The organism is Sphingomonas sp. PAMC26645 (assembly GCF_004795835.1).
GTDB lineage: Bacteria > Pseudomonadota > Alphaproteobacteria > Sphingomonadales > Sphingomonadaceae > Sphingomonas.
The window spans coordinates 2,639,342-2,660,623 of sequence record NZ_CP039249.1; the positions used below are offsets into that span (position 1 = coordinate 2,639,342).

Genomic DNA, 21,282 nt, shown 5'->3' on the forward strand with positions numbered 1-21,282 from the left:
ACGATGCACGTCGTCTTCCGCGATACCCACGGACTGGAGGAAAGCGCGGTCCCGCAGGACCTCGCCCAATCCCCCGCGGACCTCGTCGTCCTCTCGTTCTCCGACGGTGACCTCGGCGCGTTCGCCGCGGGCTGGAAACGTGCGGATGTTGCTGGAAGCCGGTTGCCCTCGCTGCGCGTAGCGAACCTGACCGCGCTCCAGCACCCGCTCTCGGTCGACACCTACATCGAACAGACGCTCGCTGGCGCGAAGGGAATCCTGATCCGGCTGATCGGCGGACGCTCGTACTGGAGTTATGGCCTGCAACAGGTCGAGAACCTCGCGCGCGAGAAGGGCATCGCGCTAGCGGTTCTCGCCGCGGACGGTCGCATCGACACGCGCCTCGACGCAGCCTCGACGATCCCGCTCTCGACGCTCCGCCGCCTGGCCCATCTTTGCGACACCGGCGGCGCGGTCGCAGCTCAAGCGGCACTGGCACAGTTCGCGCTCGCGGCTGGCATTTACGCCGGCCCGGTCACCGGCGTCCGAGCGATCGCCGACGTCGGCGGCTGGCAGCCGCATGACGGCGTGACGTGCCCGGCCGCATTCGCGCTCAACGCGAACCGCCCCCGCATCCTGATCGTCTTCTACCGCTCCTACCTGACCGCCGCCGACCTCCACCCGATCGAAGCGCTTCATGCCGAACTGACCGCGAGAGGGTTCGACGTCATCGGCCTGTTCGCGCCCTCTTTGAAAGCTCCGGACGCCGCCGCCTGGACGAAACGCTGGGTCAAGACACTGGAACCCGCCGCGATCGTCAACGCCACCGCCTTTTCCGCACGCGGCGCCACCGACGCCACGCCTCTCGACGGCGCGGACGTCCCCGTCTTCCAGATCGCGCTCGCCACCTCCGACCGTGCCGCCTGGGCCGGTGCCACCCGAGGCCTGTCGCCCGCCGACCTCGCCATGCACGTCGTCCTCCCCGAAGTGGACGGTCGCCTCTTCGTCGGCGTCGCCAGCTTCAAGGAAGCCGCCGCGCGAGACGGCGACCTGGAATACACCCGCCGCGAACACCGCGCCGACCCAGCCCGCATCACCGCGATCGCCGCGCGCATCGAAGCGTGGACGAACCTCGCCAGCAAACCCATCGCCGACCACCGCCTCTCGATCGTCCTTTCGACCTACCCCGGCAAGGCGTACCAGATGGCGCACGCCGTCGGCCTCGACGCACTCGCCTCCACGCAAGCGATCCTCGACGACCTCGCCGAAGCGGGCTACGCAATCACGCCCGACGCAACTGATCTCGCTACCTCACGCATTCACTGGCCGCTCGCCGAGTACCGCAAAGCCCTCGCACATCTTCCCGAAGCGCTCCGCAGCGATCTCCAGGAAAGCTGGGGCGACCCAACGGAAGACTTCGTCTTTACCGCGATCGACCAGGGCGGGGCACTGGTCGCTCTTCAACCCGAACGCGGCCGAACCGAGCAACGCGCGGAAGAGTATCACGACCTCTTCCGCTGCCCCTGCCACGCCTATGTCGCCTTCTACCTCTGGCTCCGCACGCGCGGCACCGACGCGCTGGTCCATGTCGGCGCGCATGGCACGCTCGAATGGCTCCCCGGCAAGTCGGTCGCACTGTCCGATGCCTGCTGGCCCGAGGCTCTGACCGGCGCGATGCCCGTCATCTACCCGTTCATCGTCAACGATCCCGGCGAGGCGGCCCAAGCCAAGCGCCGCATCGGCGCAGTCACGCTCGGCCACGTCCCGCCACCGCTCGAACGCACGCGCACCGGCGAAGGCTTAGGCCGCCTCGAAGCGCTGCTCGACGAATTCTCCAACGCCGACGGCCTCGACCCAGCCCGCCGCGACCGCCTGCAACGCGACATCCGCGACGAAGCCACCGCCACCGGCCTCGCCGCGACGCTGGGCCTCGACGACGCACAGTCCCAAGCCGACGCGATCACCCGCATCGACACGTTCGTCTGCGACGTGAAGGAGAGCCAGTATGGCGACGGGCTCCACATCTACGGCCGCGGCGAACACGGCGCAGCGGAGCGCCTCGGTCTCCTGTCGGCCCTCCAAGGCAAACGAGTCGCGTCCGGCCCGTCCGGCTCCCCGTGGCGAGGCCGCGCCGACGTCCTCCCCACCGGCCGCAACCTCTATACAACCGATCCCCGCGCAGTCCCGTCGCGCGCCGCGCATACCCAAGGCGTGAAGCTCGCCGACGAGCTCGTCCGTCGCCATCTGCAAGACCACGGCGACTACCCACGCAACCTCGTCGTCGACCTATGGGCCTCCGCGACGATGCGCACTGCCGGCGAGGAGTTCGCGATGGCGCTCCACCTGCTCGGCGCTGAACCTGTCTGGGACATGCAGTCCGACCGCGTCACGGGCGTCGAAATCCTGCCACTGGCGAACTTCGACCGGCCCCGCATCGACGTCACCCTGCGCGTATCCGGCCTGTTCCGCGACGCCTTCCCGACGCTCTGCACGATGTTCGGCCAGACTGTTCGAGCCTTAGGCGCACGCGACGAGCCGCAGGACCGGAACCCGTTCGTCGGCAAGCCAGCCACCGCGCGCGTCTACGGCCCCGAACCCGGCCGCTACGGCCTCAGCATGGGTGACGCGGCCCAGACCTACACGCCGGAAGCGCGCCTGACCGCCGGCCAAGCATGGCTGTCCGCCTCCAGCCACGCGCTCGACGCCGATGGGGAAGGGGGCCAGGACAGCTTCGATCCCGCCGGCATCCGCGACCGGGTCGCCGCCGCCGACGCCTTCGTCCACGTCCAGGACCTGCCCGAAACCGACCTGCTTCTTGCCGCCGACTACGCCGCACACGAAGCCGGTTTCGCCGCCGCACAGGCGGTCGCCGGAGGCAGCGCCACGCTCTACCATCTCGACGCCCGCGATCCGAACCAGGCCAAGGCCCGCCCGCTTAACGAGGAGATCGCCCGCGTCGTCCACGCCCGCGCGGCACATCCGGCCTGGGTCGACGGCATGATGCGCCACGGCTTCCGCGGCGGTGCCGAGATTGCCGCGACGCTCGATCACCTCGGCGCCTTCGCGCATCTGGCAAGCGCAGTCCGCCCCGAACTGATCGACCTCTATTACGACGCCACGCTGGGCCGCGACGATGTCCACGCCTTCCTCGCCGAAGCCAACCCCGGCGCGCTCGCGGCGATGCAGGCGCGTTTTGCAGCCCTGCACGCAGCCGACCTCTGGCCGACCCGCCGCAACTCGATCCTCGCAGCGCTGGACCTGCCGGCATGAGCGCGCCTGTCAAAAATGGCGTCGTCAAAGGCTGGTGCCCCGACGCATGGCGCCCGATGATGGCCGGCGACGGCCTGTTGATCCGCATCCGCCCAACGCTCGGTCGCCTGACGCGCGAGCAAACGCTCGGCCTGTGCGACGCGGCGGCGACGCACGGCAACGGCCTGATCGACCTGACCAGCCGCGCGAACCTCCAGATCCGCGGCGTCCGCGAGGATAGCTGGCGTCCATTGATCGACACGCTGCTCGATCTCGGCCTCATCGATCCCGATCCGATCCCGGAAGCGCGCGCGAACATCCTCGTCGCGCCGGAATGGCAGACAGGCGACGACACCCACCGCATCGCCGAACACTTGCGCGCGCGTCTGGCGGACTTACCCGAACTCCCCGGCAAAATAGGCTTCGCGATCGACGCTGGCGTAGCGCCGGTGTTGCAAGACGCCCCCGCCGACTTCCGTATCGAGCGCGCTGAGTCTGGAGCGCTTATCCTGCGCGCGGACGGCGGGACCTTTGGCACGCCGGTATCGCCCGGCACCGAAGCCGACCGGTTGATCGCACTCGCGCACTGGTTCGTCGACAGCGGCGGCACCGCCAGCGGCCGCATGGTACGCCACAGCGCCACACTTCCGGATTGGGCAGCCCCAACAACCCCTCCAGCCGCAAGCGCGCCACCACTTCGCATCGGAAAGCATTCCCTCGGACTCGCGCTAGGCCTCCCATTCGGTCGGATCACAGCGCGCGCGCTGGCACGCTACGTCGACACCGAGCAAGCAATTCAAGCGATCCGCATTACCCCTTGGCATATCGCAATCTGCGAAGCCGACGCGGCGCTTCGCGTTGAGCCCGACCCAATCGACTTCATCACCGACTCCGCCTCGCCAACGCTTCATGTCGACGCCTGCGTCGGCGCGCCAGCCTGTCCGCAGGGTACCGTCGAAACGCGCGCGCTAGCCCTACGCCTGGCGCCGCACATCACCGGCCGCCTTCACGTCTCCGGCTGCGCCAAGGGATGCGCCCGCGCCGCCCCCGCCGACGTCACCCTCACCGGCCGCGAAGGCCGCTACGACCTCGCTTTCGATGCGCGTGCCGGCGCACCACCCTCCCGCGCAGGCCTCGACGTCGCACAGATCCTCGCCCATTTCGGAGCCGCCTGAATGCCGTACGCCTATGAAACCGACGGCGCGGCGATCTACCGCCAGTCCTTCGCGATGATCCGCGCCGAAGCCGACCTCGCCCGCTTCTCGCCCGAGGAGGAGCCCGTCGCGGTCCGCATGATCCACGCCGCCGGGCTCGTCGGCCTAGCCCAGCACATCCGCTTCACGCCGACGTTCGCCATCGAGGCGCGTCGCGCGCTACAGGCCGGCGCCCCGATCCTGTGCGACGCCCGCATGGTCACCGAAGGCATTACCAAGACCAGACTGCCCGCCGACAACCGCATCGTCTGCACGCTCCACGCCCCCGAAACGCCCGAACTCTCGCGGACGATGGGCAATACCAGATCCGCCGCCGCACTCGAACTCTGGCGCCCGCATCTCGCCGGTGCCGTCGTCGCGATCGGCAATGCGCCGACCGCGTTGTTCCACCTGCTCAACATGCTCGAAGACCCCGACTGCCCGCGTCCCGCGGCGATCATCGGCTGCCCGGTCGGCTTCGTCGGCGCGGTCGAATCCAAGGCGGCGCTGTGGGCCGATCAGCCTGTGCCTTGCGTCGTCGTCGAGGGCCGGATGGGCGGCAGCGCGATCACCGTCGCCGCGATCAACGCGCTAGCGAGCGGCACCGAATGACACTCGTACGAACTGGGGGCACGATCCACGGCGTCGGCTTGGGCCCCGGCGCGCAGGACCTGATGAGCGTTCGTTCGGACCGCCTCGTCCGCGGCGCGCGCCACATCGCGTATTTCCGCAAGGCCGGACGTCCCGGCCAGGCGCGAAAGATCGTCGACGGCATGCTCCGCGACGACGTGATCGAATTCCCGATGGAATACCCCGTCACCACCGAGATCCCGGTCTCGGACCCGCGCTACAACGACTGCCTGTCCGCGTTCTACGCCACCTGCATCGACCGCCTCGCAACCCTTGCAGCCGCAGGCGAGGACGTCGTGGTCCTCTGCGAAGGCGACCCGTTCTTCTACGGTTCGTTCATGCATCTCTACACCCGCCTTCAGACGATCGCGCCGGTGAAGGTCGTGCCCGGCATCACGGGCATGTCCGGCGCATGGACGGCCAGCGGTGCGCCGATCACCTGGGGCGACGACGTCCTGACGGTCCTGATGGGCACGCTCCCCGAAGACGACCTCGTCCGCCGCATCCGCGACACCGACGCGCTGGTGGTGATGAAGATCGGCCGCCACCTCGCCAAGCTCCGCCGCGCCGTCGCCGCTGCGGGGCGCGAGGCCGAAGCATGGCTGGTCGAATACGCCGCCATGGCCGACCAGCGCGTGACCAGGCTGTGCGATGCGGAGGCGATCACGCCGTATTTCTCGATCCTGCTGATCCACGGGCAGGGGCGGCGGCCATGACCGGCTGGCTTGCCATCGCCGGCCTCGGCCCGGGCGATGAAGCGCTCGTGACCCCCGAAGTCACCGCGGCGCTCGCCGAAGCGACCGATGTCATCGGCTACATCCCCTATGTCGCGCGCGTCGCCCCGCGTGAGGGCCTCACGCTCCATCCTACCGACAACCGCGTCGAACTCGATCGCGCCACGCATGCACTCCAACTCGCAGCCCAAGGCCACCGCGTGGTCGTGGTATCCTCCGGCGATCCCGGCGTGTTCGCAATGGCGGCGGCAGTGTTCGAAGCCCTCGAAGCCGGTCCGCCAAGCTGGCGCGACATCGATATCCGCGTCCTCCCCGGCATCACCGCGATGCTTGCCGCGAGCGCGCGTGCGGGCGCACCGCTCGGGCACGATTTCTGCGCAATCAATCTGTCGGATAACCTGAAACCGTGGGAAGTCATCGAACGCCGCGTGCGCCTCGCCGCCGAAGCCGACTTCGCAATCGCCTTCTACAATCCGCGATCGAAGGCGCGCCCCGACGGCCTTGTCCGCATCTTCGACCTCCTTCGCGATACCTGCGCCGACGACCGCCCCGTCCTGTTCGCCCGCGCCGTCTCCACGGCCGAGGAAACGCTCCGCATCGTGCCCCTGACCGAAGCCCGCGCGGACATGGCGGACATGCGGACGATGATCATCATCGGCTCCAGCCTGACGCGCGTTATCGATCGCCCGGCGGGACCGATCCTCTACACCCCCCGGTCGGCGCCATGATCGAGCCAGCGCATCACATCCGCCACCGCGTGCACCTCGCGTCGAGCGGGCAGGGCAGGCCGATCGATCATGATTATCGGGAGCCCGAGCACGCGCGCCGCATGCAGTTTGGCCGACGCCCCCGTGCCACCAGCGTTCTTGCAGACCACGACTTCGATGCCGTGCGCCTCCATCAACCGCCGATCGCCCTCGACATCGAACGGCCCACGGTCGACCACGAGATGATGACGCGGCAACCCCGGCGGCTGGTCGGGCACATCGACGAACCGCAGCAGATAGTCGTGCTGCGGTTGCTCCGCGAACGCATCGACATGCATCCGCCCCAGCGCCAGCATCACGCGCCGCTGCGGCCCTTCCAGCGCCGCAACCGCAGCGTCGATATCGGCCACGCGCGTCCACCGATCGCCAGCGACCGGCAACCACACCGGCCGCGTCAGCGCAATATGTGCGACACCGGCACGCTCCGCCGCGACGACCGTGTTCGCGCTCATCCGAGCCGCGAACGGGTGCGTCGCGTCGACCAGATGCGTCACGCGATGTTCGCTCAGATAGCGGACAAGCCCCTCGACGCCGCCAAAACCGCCGATGCGCACTGGGATCGGTTGAGTTTTCGGTTTGGCGACGCGTCCGGCATAGCTCAGCACCGCGTCGTTGCCCCGCGCAGCCAGCGCCGCGGCAAGCGCGCTGGCTTCGGTCGTGCCGCCCAGCACCAGAATGTTCGACATGGCTGACACTCCCTGGCTGACGATCATCGGTATAGGCGAAGACGGCGTGGACGGCCTGTCCGCGTCGGCGAAGGCCGCATTGGCGCAAGCCGAGCTCGTGACCGGCGCCACCCGCCACCTAGCGTTGCTCCCGGACCTTAAGAGCGCGGTCGAACCCTGGCCAGTCCCGTTCGGCGACGGGATACCGCACATGCTCGCGCACCGCGGAAAGCGCGTCGCGATGCTCGTGTCCGGCGATCCGTTCTGGTTCGGCGCGGGTACGTCGATCACCCGCCACCTCGATTCCGGCGAATGGGTAACGCACCCTGCGCCCTCGACATTTGGTCTCGCCGCCTCGCGCCTTGGCTGGCCTATCGAGGAGAGCAGTTGCCTGGGTCTCCACGCCGCACCTTTTGCCCGCCTCCGCCAGCACATCGTACCCGGTCGTCGCGCGATCGTGCTGGTCCGCGCCGGCGCAGCGGTTGCCGGATTGGCACGGTATCTCTCCGACCTCGGCTTCGGGCAATCGCGCCTGCACATCCTTGAAGCGCTCGGCGGCCCCCGCGAGCGTGTTCGCGACGTCGCAGCAGCCGACCTCGATTATGAAGACATCGTGCATCCCGTTGCGGTCGGGATCGTCTTCGCGGGGCAGGGCATGGTTGTGCCTCGCACATCCGGCCTGCCGGACACATGGTTCGATCATGACGGCCAGCTTACCAAACGCCCGGTTCGCGCGCTGACATTGTCCGCGCTCGCCCCAAGGCCCGGCGAGACGCTGTGGGACATCGGCGCGGGCTCTGGCTCGATCGGCATCGAGTGGTTGCTTGCTCATCCGTCGACGCATGCCACCGCATTCGAAGCCGACCCCATCCGCGCCAGCCGAGCCAAGAGCAACGCCGCAGCCCTTGGCGTCGATCGACTTCGTGTGATCCGCGGCCGTGTACCGGAAGCACTCGAAGGTTACGCCGCTCCAGATGCGGTCTTCGTCGGCGGTGGGCTCTCCGAAGCCTTGCTCGAAACATTATGGGCGAGGCTGCCAGAGGGCGCACGCCTGGTCGCCAACGCAGTGACGCTCGAATCCGAGGCGTTGTTGTCGCGCTGGCACGGACTGAAGGCCGGCACCCTGCTGCGCGTAGAACTGTCGGAAGCCACCCCGCTCGGCACACGACGCGGCTGGCGCGCGAGCTATCCGGTCGTTCAATGGAGCGTCACGCTGTGATCGTCGCTGGCTTCGGGTTCCGCGCGGATGCCACGCTGGCATCGCTGCAAGATGCGCTTGCCAGCGCGCTATACGGCCAACCGCAAGTTACGCGGCTTGCCACTCCTCGCGACAAGGCTCCGCTGGTCGAACGGCTTGCCGAGGCGATGGATCTGCTCCTGGTCGCTATCGACCCAGATGCGCTATGCGCTGCACAAACGGCCACGAAGTCGGCTTTTGGCCTGAAGATACGCCAGACTGGCAGCGTCGCCGAAGCTTGCGCACTCGCTGCGGCAGGACCCGGCGCGCGGTTGCTGACACCGCGCCACATTTCCCACGACCGCATGGCGACGTGCGCCATCGCAGAAGGACTCGCATGACTGTCCACTTCATCGGCGCAGGCCCAGGCGCGCCCGACCTGCTTACGCTCCGCGGGCGCGACCGGATCGCCGGATCGCCCGTATGTCTCTATGCGGGCTCGCTGATTCCCGCGGCGATGCTCGATCATTGTCCGCCCGGCGCACGGATCGTCAACACCGCGCCCTTGTCGCTCGACGAGATCATCGCCGAGATCCAGACCGCGCACGACGCCGGCCAGGACGTCGCCCGGCTCCACTCCGGCGACCTGTCGATCTGGTCGGCGATGGGCGAGCAACTCCGCCGCCTCCGTGCGCTCAACATCACGTTCACGATCACCCCCGGCGTACCAGCCTTCGCCGCCGCCGCCGCCGCGTTGGAGGTCGAACTGACGCTCCCCGAACTCGCGCAGTCGGTGGTGCTAACCCGCACGCCCGGTCGTGCCAGCACCATGCCGCCTGCGGAAAATCTGACCGCATTCGCCGCGACCGGTGCGACACTCGCGATCCATCTTTCGGTCCACAATCTTGGAAAGGTAATCGCGGACCTCACGCCGTTCTACGGTGCCGATTGCCCGGTCGCTATCGTCTGGCGGGCGAGCTGGCCCGACCAGCAAATCGGACGCGCCACGCTCGCGACGATCGCCGACACCGTAGCGGGCAAACCCGATCGCACCGCACTGATCTTGGTCGGCCGAGCGCTTGCCGCGCAGGATTTTGCGGAGAGCAGCCTCTACGCGACAGGCTATGACCGCCGCTTCCGGCCACAATCGATGGACTCGCAGTTCGCGGGAGATGAGGAATGACGCCCGGCTTGATGGTCGCCGCACCCGCATCGGGTACCGGCAAAACAACGGTAGTGCTCGGCCTTCTTCGCGCCCTCCGCGACGACGGCCTCGCTGTCCAGCCGTTCAAGAGCGGGCCAGACTATATCGATCCCGCCTTCCACCGCGCTGCCAGCGGTCGCGCGTCGTTCAACCTAGACAGCTGGTCGATGCCCGCTACCATGGTCGACACCCTCGCCGCCAAAGCCGGCGACGCGGACTTCGCGCTCGCGGAGGGCTCGATGGGCCTGTTTGACGGGGTCGCGAAACCGGGCGCGACCGGCAACGGTGCCAGCGCCGATATCGCCCGCAGGATGGGCTGGCCGGTAGTGCTGGTTATCGACGTTTCTGGCCAGGCGCAGTCAGTCGCCGCTACTGCGCTCGGCTTCAGCCGTTACGACCCCAGCGTGCACATCGCCGGCGTAATCCTCAACCGCGTGGCCAGCCCCCGCCACGAACGCCTCGCGCGCAGCGGGATGGACGCTGTCGGCATACGCGTGTTCGGCGCACTTCCACGGCGCGGCGACCTGAAGCTACCCGAACGCCATCTTGGATTGGTGCAGGCGGTCGAACATCCCGATCTCGATGCGCGGATCGCCGAATATGCGGACTTCCTCCGCGCGCATGTCGACATCCCCGCGCTTCGCGACGCCGCGACCGCCAGCACCAGGCCTCCAAGCGCGGTTAGCTGGATAAGCCCCCCTGCTCAGCGGATCGCCCTCGCGCAGGACGCAGCCTTCTCGTTCACCTACGCGCACGTCCTCGAAGGCTGGCGGCGCGCGGGGGCGGAAATTCTACCCTTCTCCCCGCTCGCCGACGAACCTCCCGCTGCGGATGCCGATCTCGTATGGCTTCCTGGCGGCTATCCCGAGCTCCACGCGGGCAAGCTCGCTGAAGCCCACCGGTTCCAGGCAGGCCTGACGGAGTTCGCCAAAACCCGCCCGATCCACGGCGAGTGCGGCGGCTACATGGCGCTGGGCAAGGCGCTAATCGATGCGGACGGCGTTCGGCACGAGATGGCAGGCCTGCTCGGCCTCGTCACCAGCTACGCCCAGCGGAAAATGCACCTCGGCTATCGGCGCGCGACTCTTCTCGCACCGATGGGCGGCGTCGAAGCGGGCGCCGCGCTGACCGGCCATGAATTCCACTACTCCACGATCCTCGACCAGCCCGACGCTCCGCTCGCGAACGTCACCGATGCCGAGGGCACCGCCGTTCCCGAAACCGGCTCGTACCGCGGCCGCGTCTCGGGCAGTTTCTTCCACATGATCGCTGCCACCCCATGACCGGTTTTGTCTCCTTCGTCGGCTCCGGTCCTGGCGACCCTGAACTCTTGACTCTGAAGGCGGTCGCGCGGTTGCAGGCCGCCGACGCGGTGCTGTTCGACGACCTGTCCTCGACCGTTCTCGACCATGCTCGCCCAGGCGCCGATCTCGTCGCTGTCGGTAAACGCGCCGGTCGCCCATCGCCTAGTCAGGCGCACGTCTCGCAACTTCTGGTCGAGTACGCTCAAACCGGCATCCGCGTCGTCCGCCTGAAATCCGGCGATGCGGGCATGTTCGGCCGCCTTGAGGAGGAGATCATTGCGCTCAGGGCAGCAGGCATAGCCTTCGAGATCATCCCCGGCATTAGCGCGGCCAGTGCTGCAGCGGCCGCAGCGCAGATCCCGCTGACCCGCCGGCTCAGCGCGCGCCGAGTCCAGTTCGTCACCGGCCATGATGTTACGGGCGACCTCCCCGAACAACGCAACATGGCGGCGCTTGCCGATCCCGATGCGACCACGGTCGTGTTCATGCCCAAGCGCACATTTCCAGCGCTTGCCTCATCGTTGATCGGGCACGGGCTTTCGCCGGATACGCCGGCGCTGATCGCGGAGAATGTCGGCCATCCCGACCAGTCCCTGACGCGCTCGACGATCGCAGACGTGGCCGCGCAGCTGGGGGCAGGCTTCTCCAGCAAGCCCGCGCTGATCCTCTACGGCCCGCTGATGGATGCCGAGGCCGGTAAATGATCGACCTCCACCTCATCGGGATCGGCACCGGCAACCCCGATCACCTCACGCGCGCTGCGATCGCGGCGATGAACGCCGCCGACCTCATCCTCCTGCCGCGCAAGGGCGATACGAAGTCGGACCTGATCGACCTGCGCCGCACCATCTGCGCAGACGTCCTGACCGGTGCCACGCGCGTCGTCGAGTTCGACCTGCCCGAACGCAACACTTATGCGCCCTATCTAAGCGCGGTCGACCAATGGCACGACGCGATCGCGCTCGGCTGGCGGGACGAGATTACACAGCATTTGCCGAAGGGCGGCCGCTTGGCGTTGCTCGTATGGGGCGATCCCTCGCTCTACGACAGCACGCTCCGCATTGCAGACCGGCTATGCGCGGCAGGTCTGGCGATCACCGTGACGGTCGAACCCGGTATCACTAGTCTCCAAGCGTTGACAGCCGCGCATGCCATCCCGTTGAACACAATCGGCGCGCCGGTGCTCATCACGACGGGACGCAGGTTGAGGGCAGGGGGGTGGCCAGCGGGAGTCGATACGATCGCGGTCATGCTCGACGGCGACTGTGCGTTCCAGACGATGGATTCGCGCGGTATCGAAATCTGGTGGGGTGCCTATCTCGGCATGGCGCAGCAGGCGTTGATCGCCGGTCCGCTGGACGACGTGGCCGATGAGATAGTCCAGGCTCGAGCCATCCTTCGCAGGCGCCATGGCTGGATCATGGACATCTATCTTTTGCGTCGAGCCGCCTTGGTCAATCAGCTGGGGTTACCCTGAACCTCCGATTGCTAGCGCGTTCAGGGAGGATCCGGGGTGTGCGGCGTCAGCGCCGCGCGGCGAAACAGGTTTGGAGGCCGGCCATGATGAAGATCGTCATATTCGCCTTCGCGGCGATGTGGGGAGCGTCTATGCGGTTCGGCGTGACTCTGCTGGTCGGCAGTCGCTACTCGACCCGTATCCGGCGGTTCGTAACCGGCGACTGAGTACGCTCGAAAGAGGCGATCGGCGCGTTCGAGACGGCGCCGATCGCCGCTAAAGTGCTGACTATTCGAGGTCGTCTTCGTCGACGATGATCGTCGATGCATTCGGCTTGCGCTCGATGGCCGCGAGGCACGCATCGACGATATCGTCGTTGAAGCGATTGAACAGCTCGATGCCGTCGTCCTCGGGCTCGTCGCCGCTCAGCTCCTTCAGAACCGCGTACTTGACCGCGAACTCGTATTCGTCGCCGTCGAACTCGCCGGAAAATTCGATCTGCTTCTGGATGTCGTTGTCGACGACGCTCGCCTGATCGATTTCGAGGGTATTTGCCATGTCGGAACTCCTGGGGTTTGACCGCCTACTGCCTGCGAGCGGGCGGCAGTGCAAGCGCTCAACCGGGTGGTTTGCTAACCGATTGTAACAAGGGCCGGAGCAGGGCAAGGATAGGGGCATCACTCCTGCCATTGTGAGTCGTCAATGTCGCGTTCCAGCCTGCTTCGTTCCGCCGCCATCCTGTGCTGCATCGCCAGCGCCGCCTCTGCGCAAACCCCCGCCAAATCGTCACGCGTCAATCCGCTGACCGTCCCCAGCACGCTGCCGTTCCAGGCGCCGCGCTTCGACCAGATCACCGACGCCGATTACCAGCCCGCGCTCGAACAAGGCATGGCGGAACAGATCGCCGAGATGAAGGCGATCGCGAACAACCCCGCGGCCCCCACCTTCGCCAACACGATCGAGGCGATGGAGCGCTCAGGCCGCACGCTCGACCGCGCGAGCCAGGCGTTTTTCGGCGTGTCGCAGGCGAATACCAACGATGCGCTCGACGCGGTACGGTCCGCCGAGGCACCCAAGCTCGCGCAGCACAGCGACGCGATCTATCTCGATCCGAAGCTCTTCGCGCGCGTTCAGGCGCTCTACGCGAAGAAGGACTCGCTCGGTCTCGATGCCGAGCAGAAGCAGGTCCTCGAGATCTACCACAGTGACTTCCTCCACGCCGGCGCGCAGCTGAACGACGCAGACAAGGCCAAGCTGCGGTTGCTCAACACGCAGATCTCGTCCGCGACGACCGACTTCCAGCAGAAGCTGCTCGCGGGCACCAAGGCAGGCGCGCTGGTGGTCGACGACAAGGCCAAGCTCGCCGGGCTGAGCGATGCCGAGATCGCCGCCGCTGCGGAAGGCGCGAAGGAGCGCGGCATGCCCGGCAAATACGTGTTGTCGCTCCAGAACACGACGCAGCAACCGGCGCTCGCCTCGCTCTCCGATCGCGCAACCCGCGCGGCGCTGTTCGAGAAGAGCTGGAACCGGTCGCAGCGCGGCGATGCGAACGATACGCGCGCGCTGATCCGGACGATCGCGCAGTTGCGCGCGCAGAAGGCGCAACTGCTCGGCTATCCGAACTACGCCGCCTATTCGTTGTACGACCAGATGGCGAAGACCCCGGCGGCTGCGAAGGGCTTCATGACGCAGCTCGTCCCCGCGACCGCAGCCGAGCAGCGTCGCGAAGCGGCCGAGTTGCAGAAGACCATAAACGCGACCGGCGCCGCGTTCCCGCTCGCACCGTCCGACTGGGATTTCTATTCGGACAAGGTGCGCAAGGCCAAGTACGACCTCGACCAGAACGAGCTGAAGCCGTATTTCGAGATCAGCCGCGTACTGACCGACGGCGTGTTCTTCGCCGCGAACCAGCTCTACGGCGTCACGTTCAAGGAACGCCGCGACATCCCGACCTACCAGCCGGACATCCGCGTCTTCACCGTCTACGACAAGGACGGCTCCGAACTCGGCCTGATGTATTTCGATTACTGGAAGCGCGACAACAAGGCAGGCGGCGCCTGGATGTCGAACTTCGTCGGCCAGTCGAAGCTGCTCAAGACGAAGCCGGTCGTCTATAACGTCGGCAACTTCACCAAGCCCGCGCCGGGCCAGCCCGCACTGATCACGTTCGATGACGTCACGACGATGTTCCACGAGTTCGGCCATGCGCTTCACGGTCTGTTCGCGAACCAGACCTATCCGCTGGTGTCGGGCACCAACACCGCGCGCGACTGGGTCGAGTTCCCGTCGCAGTTCAACGAGCATTGGGCGCTCGATCCCAAGGTCTTCGCGAACTATGCCAAGGATTATCGCACCGGTGCGGTGATGCCGCAGGCGCTCGTCACCAAGATCAAGAACGCGGCGAAGTTCAACCAGGGCTATGAGCTCGGCGAGCTGGTCGCGGCGGCGACGCTGGATCAGGACTGGCATTCGCTGCCAGCCTCGGCCGGGCCGCAGGATGTCGACGCGTTCGAGACCAAGGCGCTGAACTCGATGGGGCTGGACACGAAGGACGTGCCGCCACGCTATCGCACCAGCTATTTCGCGCACATCTGGGCGGGTGGCTATGCGGCGGGATACTATGCGTATCTGTGGACTCAGATGCTCGATAACGACGCCTATGCGTGGTTCATGGCGCATGGCGGCCTCACGCGCGCGAACGGCCAGCGCTTCCGCGACATGATCCTGTCGAAGGGCCATACCGAGGATTACGGTCCAATGTTCAAGGCGTTCTACGGCAAGGACCCGGATATCGGCCCAATGCTGGAAGACCGCGGCCTGACGGCGGCCGCTAAGTAAGGGAACGGCGGTGCGGCGGCCTTTCCAACCGCTGCACCGCACCATATTAAATCTGTAGCGCAGCAGTCATTCGACTGTCTCGGAGTACCAATAGGCGCAGCCCCGGGAGTGACGATCGATCGATCTCGCTAGGGGTTTTCAAGAATGACGATGTTTTCTCGTGCGGCCGCGCGGCTGTTGTGCGGCGCTATCGGTTTTGTCGTGGTCGGCGTGCCCGTCACCGCAACGGCGCAGTCGCTGGTCGCCAAGGACGCGGAGCCGGGTTCGCCTGCTCCGGTGGCCGATCCGGTCGATCCAGCAACGCCGCCCGCCGGGCAGGATGACACGATCGTCGTCACCGGCGCCAACACGCGATCGGTGACGCAGGTCAGCGGCGTCGACATGCAGAAGATCCTTCCCGGCGTCAGCCCGTTGAAGGCGCTCCAGACGCTCCCCGGCGTTACCTTCCTTACCGCCGATCCATGGGGCAACAACGAGCAGAACATCTCGCTGTTCGTCCACGGCTTCAACGCGCAGCAGCTCGGCTACACGCTCGACGGACTGCCACTGGGCGACCAGAATTACGGCAACTACAATGGCTTGTCGCCACAACGTGCGATCATCTCGGAGAACGTCTCGCGCGTCACGCTGGCCAGCGGCGCGGGCGATCTCGGTACCGCATCGACCAGCAATCTGGGCGGTACGATCGATACCTTCTCGAGCGATCCACGAAAGGACATGGGCGTCCAGGTCGACCAGACGCTCGGCAGCCATTCTACCTCGCGGCTGTTCGCGCGGATCGACAGCGGAGATCTGGGCAACGGCAACGCGTTCTATATCTCGGGCTCGCGGCAGAAGGCCAAGGCGTGGGATTTCAACGGTATCCAGGGCGGCTATCAGGCCAATGCGAAGTTCGTTCATGACGACAGCAACGGCAAGCTGACGCTCTACGGCGCGTTTTCGGACAAGACCGAACCGAACGAGGATGCGACCGTCGTCACGACGGCCACGCAAGGCACCGCGCCGTATGTCCGCCCGTTCGTCTATCCCAATTTCAACGCAATGCTGACCTATCTCAACTCCGGCGCGTACAAGGCGGACGGGTCGAACTACCGCAATTATTACGGCGTCGCGGCGCGTACCGATTATCTGGGATACGTGAAATACGACTGGAACGTCAGCGACCGCGTGACCTTCTCGAACCAGGCCTATTATCATCACAATGACGGCGTCGGTGTCATCGGCGGCCCGATCGACGTCGCCGGTCTGCCCAAGCTGTTCTCGTTCTACTACCCCGGCCAGAACCTAACGTCGGTGTTCGGCGGTTCGGGGCTCGCGACACGTACCACCGAATACCGGATCGACCGCGGGGGCCTCGTCTCAACCGTCGCGCTCGATCTCGGCGCGCATCATGTCGAGTTCGGCGCCTGGTACGAGCATCAGAGTTCGTCCGCGTATCGCCGCTGGTATCCGTTCCCGGTCAACGATCCGAGCACGCCGTACCAGCGTCCGCGCGAGGAACTGACCCCTCTGATCACGCAATATCACAGCGAAGTCCGCGTCGACGAATACCAGGCGCATATCCAGGACAGCTGGAAGGTCTTGCCGACGCTCACGATCCAGGGCGGCGTCAAGAGCACGTTCCAGAACGCGTCGCAGCGCGTGCCGACGCAGCCGATCCCGGGATCGTTCACCGGTTCGGTCGCGCTGCCGGTCGGCAAGATCGACACGCACAAATACTTCCTGCCGCAGCTTGGTGCGCTGTGGGATGCGACCGAAAACGAGCAGGTGTTCGTCAACGTCCAGAAGAACATTCGCCAGTTCCAGACGAGCGCGGCGGCGGGCTTGTCACCGTTCGCACTCGGCAGCCAGGCGGCGTTCGACCTGTTCAAGCGGAACGGCGAACCGGAGACGAGCTGGACTTACGAGGCGGGCCTGCGATCGCACCATGCGCTGAACCTTGGCCCGCTGACCGCCTTCGATGGCCAGATCAGCGTCTATCATGTCGACTTCAGCAACCGCCTGCTCGGGATTAGTCCCACGCCAGTGGTGAGTGCGGTCGTCAGCGGCGCAGCGATCCTCCAGAACGTCGGTGCGGTGAAGACCGACGGGTTCGACATCGCCGGTACGTTCCGGTTCGGCTCGCACTTCTCGTTCTACGATGCGCTGTCGTACAACAACTCGCGGTACGAGAAGGACTACATCAGCGGGACGAGCACCGTCGCGACGGCGGGCAAGAAGGTGCCGGGCAGCCCCGACTGGCTCAACAAGTTCACCGCATCGGCCAATTACGACATCTTCGACGCGCAACTCGTCGGCGACTATATCGGCAAGCGGTTCGCGACCTACACCAACGACCTGTCGGTGCCGTCCTACTTCACGCTGTCCGGCCGCATTGCCGCGCGCGTACCGCTGTCGGAAGGGGAGATCGTCAAGACGGCGACGGTCAGCCTCAACGTCACCAACATCACCAACAAGCGCGCCGCCTCGACGCTCAGCATCGGCGCGGCGAGCGGGACGTTCAACCAGTTCCCGGTCGCACCCCGCCAGGTGTTCGGGACGATCAGCGTCGGCTTCTGACGCGGGCAGGGGGCCTCGGTCTTGCCGGGGCCTCCTACTGCGCGCCCGTATTCGTCGGGAATATGATCGGAGCATCGCCCGGCTGCCAAGGCGCCGGGCGTATCATGACCCGAGCGAACAACGCCGACGCGAGGTGCATCGCCAGCCATGCATGCAGTCGCTCGAACGGCAGTCCGTCGAAATAGGATCGATCGGTCTGTGCGAACTGGCGGACGAACGGCATGATCGCGAGATCGGTCATCGACTGCGGGCTGGTGCCGAGACTGCCGGTAGCACGGAGCTTCTCGTCCAGCGCGCCGAACAAGACCGTCGCCGCGTCGCGGTGCGCGATCGGATCGACGTCGTAGCGGTCGGCGTATTTGTACCGGTCGAGATGGTGTTTGAAGGCGCCGTCGTTCGTCGCGATCAATCCGGCGTCGCTACCAGTCGGCCACTCGGCATCGCCTGTGTTCGCGCAGGCCCAGCGCATGATGTCGAGGCTCTGGTCGATCACCGTCCCGTCCGGCAGCACCAGCACCGGCACGGTTCCCTTGGGCGACGCGTCGAGCATCGCCGCCGGCTTGTCCCGCAAGACGATCTCACGGAGTTCGACCTGATGATCGTTCGCCGCGATCGCGAGACGCGCGCGCATCGCGTAGGGGCACCGTCGGAAGCTGTAGAGGATCGGCATCATCGGACCTGCATAACCCGAGCGGGCGTCCAGGTCGCCTGATCCTGAAAACAGTCGGCGCTTGCCGCGATCGATACCGTGGAGCGGCATCGATCGCGGCAAAGCCCTCAACTCAGAATCGGTAGCCGATCGTCGCCTGCACGGTCCGGCGGTTGCCGTACCAGCACCAGTTATAGTTGGCGAAGCACGACGTCAGATACTTCTTGTCGAAGATGTTGGCACCGTTGACCGCAAGGCTAAGCCCCCGCAGCGATGGGGCGAACTTCTCAAGGTCGTAGCGGATCAGCGCGTCATAGACTGTGTAGGACGCGCTGTTGCGGCCCGCGGTCTCGCCTGGCGTGACGCCCGCATAGACCTGGTCGACGTGACGCACCGCGCCGCCGATCGTCAGCCCTTCGAGGCCACCGCTGCGTGGCGCCCAGTCGAGATAGGCTGACGTCCCGCCACGTCCGACGGTTTCGAGCCCGCGACCGACACGGGCCGGATCGTCGGCATCGCTGGTGACCTTGACGCGCTGCCGGCTGAACGCGACGCGCGCGTTGAAACCATAGGGCAGGGGAGCACTTCCCTCGAATTCGACGCCCTGCGAACGAACGCCGCCGGTCTGCCGAGATACGCTGAAATTGGGCGTCGATGTCAGGACATTGGTTTGGTCGATACGGAACCATGCACCGGACAACAGGATCTGCGTTCCTGGAATGCTGAACTTCGCACCGGCTTCGATTTGCTTGCCGAGCGATGGGTCTGCCAGCCCGGGCTGGCCGTTGCTCTGCGTGATCGGACTCGCCTGCTGCTCGAACGACGTCGAATAGCTGACGTACGGCGCAAGACCGAACGGCAGCGTATAAAGTGCGGCTGCGCGATACGTGAACTTCTCGTCGTGCTTGGCGTCACGCCCGTCCTGATGCGCACGCGCCCAATCCTGCCGGCCGCTCAAGACCACGCGAAGGTCGCCCAGTGCCATCTGGTCCTGTGCGTAGACGCCCTGCTGACGCTGCTGCACATCGATCGCGAACTGGCCGCCGATCTGTTCCGGGGTCGTCGGGACCGGCACCGTACCGTAGACCGGGGCAAAGCCGTTAAGGGGAGGCGCGACGCCGAATGCGGCAAGCTCGCGCGAGTGCGCGACCTGCCGATCCACGCCGAACAGGAGCGTGTGCTTGATCGGGCCGGTCTGGACGGTGCCGGTCAGCTGGTTGTCGAACGTCCAGTTGTTGAGCTGCTCGCGGGTTGCGTAGGATGCGCGGCTATACGTCTGCTGCGTCGGGTCGGTCGTATCGAGCCCGCCTGCGGTATAGATCAGCCCGAGCGCCGACTTCACATACTGATAGCGACCCGACGAGCGGAATGCCCAGCCGCTGCCGAAATCATGACGGAAGATGTAGGTGAGCGCGGCCTGCTCCCGGCTGAAACGGTTGCCCGCCTCGCCGCCGTCGAAGCTGGTCGGCAACTTGCCGTTGGGGTTGGCGAGCAACGTGCCGCTGGCTGGAAACACGCCGTAGTCGCCGTTGTATGGATCATGCGAATAGGCGCCGAGCAGCGTGAAGCTGGTCGAGCTGCCCGCACCCGCCGTCACCGCACCCGAGATCGTCTGGCGCTCGCGCTTGCCGAACTTCTGCTGCGTGTCGGCACCGTTCGCACTGCCGTTGATCCGCCAGAGCACGCCTTCGCCGGCACGGCCACCGATGTCGGCATCGACGCGGTAGAGATCGTAGTTGCCGTAGGTGCCGCTGATCGCGCCGTAGAGCGCCTGGTCGAGCGGGAGCTTGCTCGACTCCGCAACAAGGCCGCCGGGGCTCGACTGGCCGTACAATACCGAAGCGGGGCCCTTGATGACTTCGATCCGGTCGAGCCGCGAGACGTCCACCTGCGGCACCGCGTAGCCGGACGGGCTGCCGAACTGCTTCAGGCCGTCCAGATAGACCGGGGCATCGAAGCCTCGCAGCTTGAACTGATCATAGACCTCGCCGCTCGACCCGCGCGTTTCCGGGGTCACGCCCGCCACGAACCGGAGCGCCTGGTTGAGGTTCTGCAAACTGCGTCCGGCGATGTCGTCGGCGGTGATGACGGTGATCGACTGCGGCGTCTCGGCGAGCGGCGTATCGGTCTTGGTCCCGGAGGAAGCCTGGTCTCGCGGGTGCTGTCCGGTCACGACGATCACGTCCGAGGCGTCTTCGTGCATAGTCTGCGCATAACCCGGCGCGGCGGCGAAAGCCGCGGTGCCCAGCAGGATGGCGATGCCAAGACGACGTGTCATATGATTCCCTTTACGTTATCGCGCCCCGCTAATGTTTTTGATAACTATTATCAATAGCCGCGTTCCGACCGATCCAGATAGCGCTTGCCTCTGCGGCAATATGGCAACACCAGCCACGGAACGTAATGTGATGGACGACAGACATGAGCGGCAAGATACTAGCGGTCGAGATTGCGACGGCGGGGGACGCATCCTGGTTCGAGAAGCATCCCGATCGCCGGCTGCGGATCCGTAACATGGTTATGGGCGAGTTCGGCGACGTGAGCGGCGACCCTCCGGTCGGCATGGCGTGGCGGACGATCGTCCTGGAAGCGCAGCCCGGCGCCCGTAGCCGCCAGGCGATCGCACTCCCGATCGGCACGGATGTCGAGTCGTTCGATGACGACGATCTCTTCGATCTATTCCGGCGCGTAGCTCCGCCCGGCGCGCGGAAAATGATCGCAGCATTGCGCCAGGTTAAGTTGCCCGGCACGCCCGAAACCTAACTCCGTCTCGCGCGGTTTAGCACCATGCTTATTGGAACAAATATCGGGCAAAGCGAGGCTTTCCCGTGGTGGACTGCGCTTCTAACTTCGCCGCCGCCTGCTAGCTTGAGTGACA

General features: G+C 66.2%; 19 protein-coding genes. 15 read left to right on the forward strand and 4 right to left on the reverse strand.

The window, feature by feature from the left end:
• Positions 1 to 3: 3 nt before the first annotated feature.
• From cobN to cobJ, 5 genes are read left to right on the forward strand one after another with little or no spacing between them, the layout of a single operon-like run.
• A complete protein-coding gene (cobN, locus tag E5673_RS12160; protein ID WP_136190208.1) occupies positions 4 to 3,249 on the forward strand; it encodes a cobaltochelatase subunit CobN in 3,246 nt (1,081 codons plus the stop codon).
• The gene (gene cobG / locus E5673_RS12165; RefSeq protein ID WP_136190209.1) at positions 3,246 to 4,403 is read left to right on the forward strand and encodes a precorrin-3B synthase; all 1,158 of its coding nucleotides are present in this window, start codon (positions 3,246 to 3,248) and stop codon (positions 4,401 to 4,403) included. Before cobN ends, cobG begins: the two co-directional genes overlap by 4 nt.
• Positions 4,404 to 5,033, forward strand: coding sequence for a precorrin-8X methylmutase (locus tag E5673_RS12170; RefSeq protein ID WP_136190210.1), 630 nt, complete (start codon positions 4,404 to 4,406; stop codon positions 5,031 to 5,033).
• On the forward strand, positions 5,030 to 5,767 hold the full coding sequence (cobI, locus tag E5673_RS12175; protein WP_136190211.1) for a precorrin-2 C(20)-methyltransferase: 738 nt from the start codon (positions 5,030 to 5,032) through the stop codon (positions 5,765 to 5,767). Before E5673_RS12170 ends, cobI begins: the two co-directional genes overlap by 4 nt.
• The gene (cobJ, locus tag E5673_RS12180) at positions 5,764 to 6,513 is read left to right on the forward strand and encodes a precorrin-3B C(17)-methyltransferase (RefSeq protein WP_136190212.1); all 750 of its coding nucleotides are present in this window, start codon (positions 5,764 to 5,766) and stop codon (positions 6,511 to 6,513) included. The genes cobI and cobJ overlap by 4 nt, the downstream gene beginning before the upstream one ends.
• Here the strand turns inward: cobJ and E5673_RS12185 are convergent.
• Positions 6,489 to 7,238: a cobalt-precorrin-6A reductase gene (locus E5673_RS12185; protein WP_136190213.1), complete on the reverse strand. Its 750-nt coding sequence runs from the start codon at positions 7,236 to 7,238 to the stop codon at positions 6,489 to 6,491. The genes cobJ and E5673_RS12185 overlap by 25 nt on opposite strands.
• Between E5673_RS12185 and cbiE the strand changes: the two genes are divergently transcribed.
• From cbiE to E5673_RS20170, 7 genes are all read left to right on the forward strand, one after another.
• Positions 7,228 to 8,436, forward strand: a complete 1,209-nt coding sequence (cbiE, locus tag E5673_RS12190) for a precorrin-6y C5,15-methyltransferase (decarboxylating) subunit CbiE (RefSeq protein ID WP_136190214.1) — start codon at positions 7,228 to 7,230, stop codon at positions 8,434 to 8,436. The two genes, E5673_RS12185 and cbiE, sit on opposite strands and share 11 nt — an antisense overlap.
• Positions 8,418 to 8,795 carry a cobalamin biosynthesis protein gene (locus E5673_RS12195; RefSeq protein WP_136190215.1) on the forward strand — a complete coding sequence of 126 codons (378 nt, stop codon included), beginning with the start codon at positions 8,418 to 8,420 and terminating at the stop codon, positions 8,793 to 8,795. The genes cbiE and E5673_RS12195 overlap by 19 nt, the downstream gene beginning before the upstream one ends.
• Positions 8,792 to 9,577: a precorrin-4 C(11)-methyltransferase gene (gene cobM / locus E5673_RS12200; protein ID WP_136190216.1), complete on the forward strand. Its 786-nt coding sequence runs from the start codon at positions 8,792 to 8,794 to the stop codon at positions 9,575 to 9,577. The genes E5673_RS12195 and cobM overlap by 4 nt, the downstream gene beginning before the upstream one ends.
• Positions 9,574 to 10,881, forward strand: a complete 1,308-nt coding sequence (locus E5673_RS12205) for a cobyrinate a,c-diamide synthase (RefSeq protein ID WP_136190217.1) — start codon at positions 9,574 to 9,576, stop codon at positions 10,879 to 10,881. The genes cobM and E5673_RS12205 overlap by 4 nt, the downstream gene beginning before the upstream one ends.
• The gene (cobA, locus tag E5673_RS12210; RefSeq protein ID WP_136190218.1) at positions 10,878 to 11,606 is read left to right on the forward strand and encodes a uroporphyrinogen-III C-methyltransferase; all 729 of its coding nucleotides are present in this window, start codon (positions 10,878 to 10,880) and stop codon (positions 11,604 to 11,606) included. The genes E5673_RS12205 and cobA overlap by 4 nt, the downstream gene beginning before the upstream one ends.
• Positions 11,603 to 12,379: a precorrin-6A synthase (deacetylating) gene (gene cobF / locus E5673_RS12215; protein WP_136190219.1), complete on the forward strand. Its 777-nt coding sequence runs from the start codon at positions 11,603 to 11,605 to the stop codon at positions 12,377 to 12,379. Before cobA ends, cobF begins: the two co-directional genes overlap by 4 nt.
• 83 nt (positions 12,380 to 12,462) lie before the next feature.
• Positions 12,463 to 12,585: a hypothetical protein gene (locus E5673_RS20170; RefSeq protein WP_281727869.1), complete on the forward strand. Its 123-nt coding sequence runs from the start codon at positions 12,463 to 12,465 to the stop codon at positions 12,583 to 12,585.
• A 61-nt stretch (positions 12,586 to 12,646) separates the two neighbouring features.
• Here E5673_RS20170 and E5673_RS12220 read toward each other — a convergent pair whose 3' ends face one another.
• Complete coding sequence (locus E5673_RS12220) at positions 12,647 to 12,916, reverse strand: DUF1488 family protein (RefSeq protein WP_056058830.1); 270 nt, start codon at positions 12,914 to 12,916, stop codon at positions 12,647 to 12,649.
• Between the two features lie 144 nt (positions 12,917 to 13,060).
• Between E5673_RS12220 and E5673_RS12225 the strand changes: the two genes are divergently transcribed.
• Positions 13,061 to 15,196, forward strand: a complete 2,136-nt coding sequence (locus E5673_RS12225) for a M3 family metallopeptidase (protein ID WP_136190220.1) — start codon at positions 13,061 to 13,063, stop codon at positions 15,194 to 15,196.
• 144 nt (positions 15,197 to 15,340) lie between these two features.
• The gene (locus E5673_RS12230; protein WP_247599369.1) at positions 15,341 to 17,755 is read left to right on the forward strand and encodes a TonB-dependent receptor; all 2,415 of its coding nucleotides are present in this window, start codon (positions 15,341 to 15,343) and stop codon (positions 17,753 to 17,755) included.
• A 34-nt stretch (positions 17,756 to 17,789) separates the two neighbouring features.
• Here E5673_RS12230 and E5673_RS12235 read toward each other — a convergent pair whose 3' ends face one another.
• Positions 17,790 to 18,515 carry a glutathione S-transferase gene (locus E5673_RS12235; protein ID WP_348769867.1) on the reverse strand — a complete coding sequence of 242 codons (726 nt, stop codon included), beginning with the start codon at positions 18,513 to 18,515 and terminating at the stop codon, positions 17,790 to 17,792.
• 22 nt (positions 18,516 to 18,537) lie between these two features.
• Entirely contained in the window at positions 18,538 to 20,682 is a 2,145-nt protein-coding gene (locus E5673_RS12240; RefSeq protein WP_136190221.1) for a TonB-dependent siderophore receptor, read from the reverse strand.
• A 143-nt stretch (positions 20,683 to 20,825) separates the two neighbouring features.
• Here E5673_RS12240 and E5673_RS12245 point away from each other — a divergent pair, with 143 nt between their 5' ends.
• A complete protein-coding gene (locus E5673_RS12245; RefSeq protein WP_136190222.1) occupies positions 20,826 to 21,167 on the forward strand; it encodes a hypothetical protein in 342 nt (113 codons plus the stop codon).
• The last annotated feature ends 115 nt before the right edge of the window (positions 21,168 to 21,282 follow it).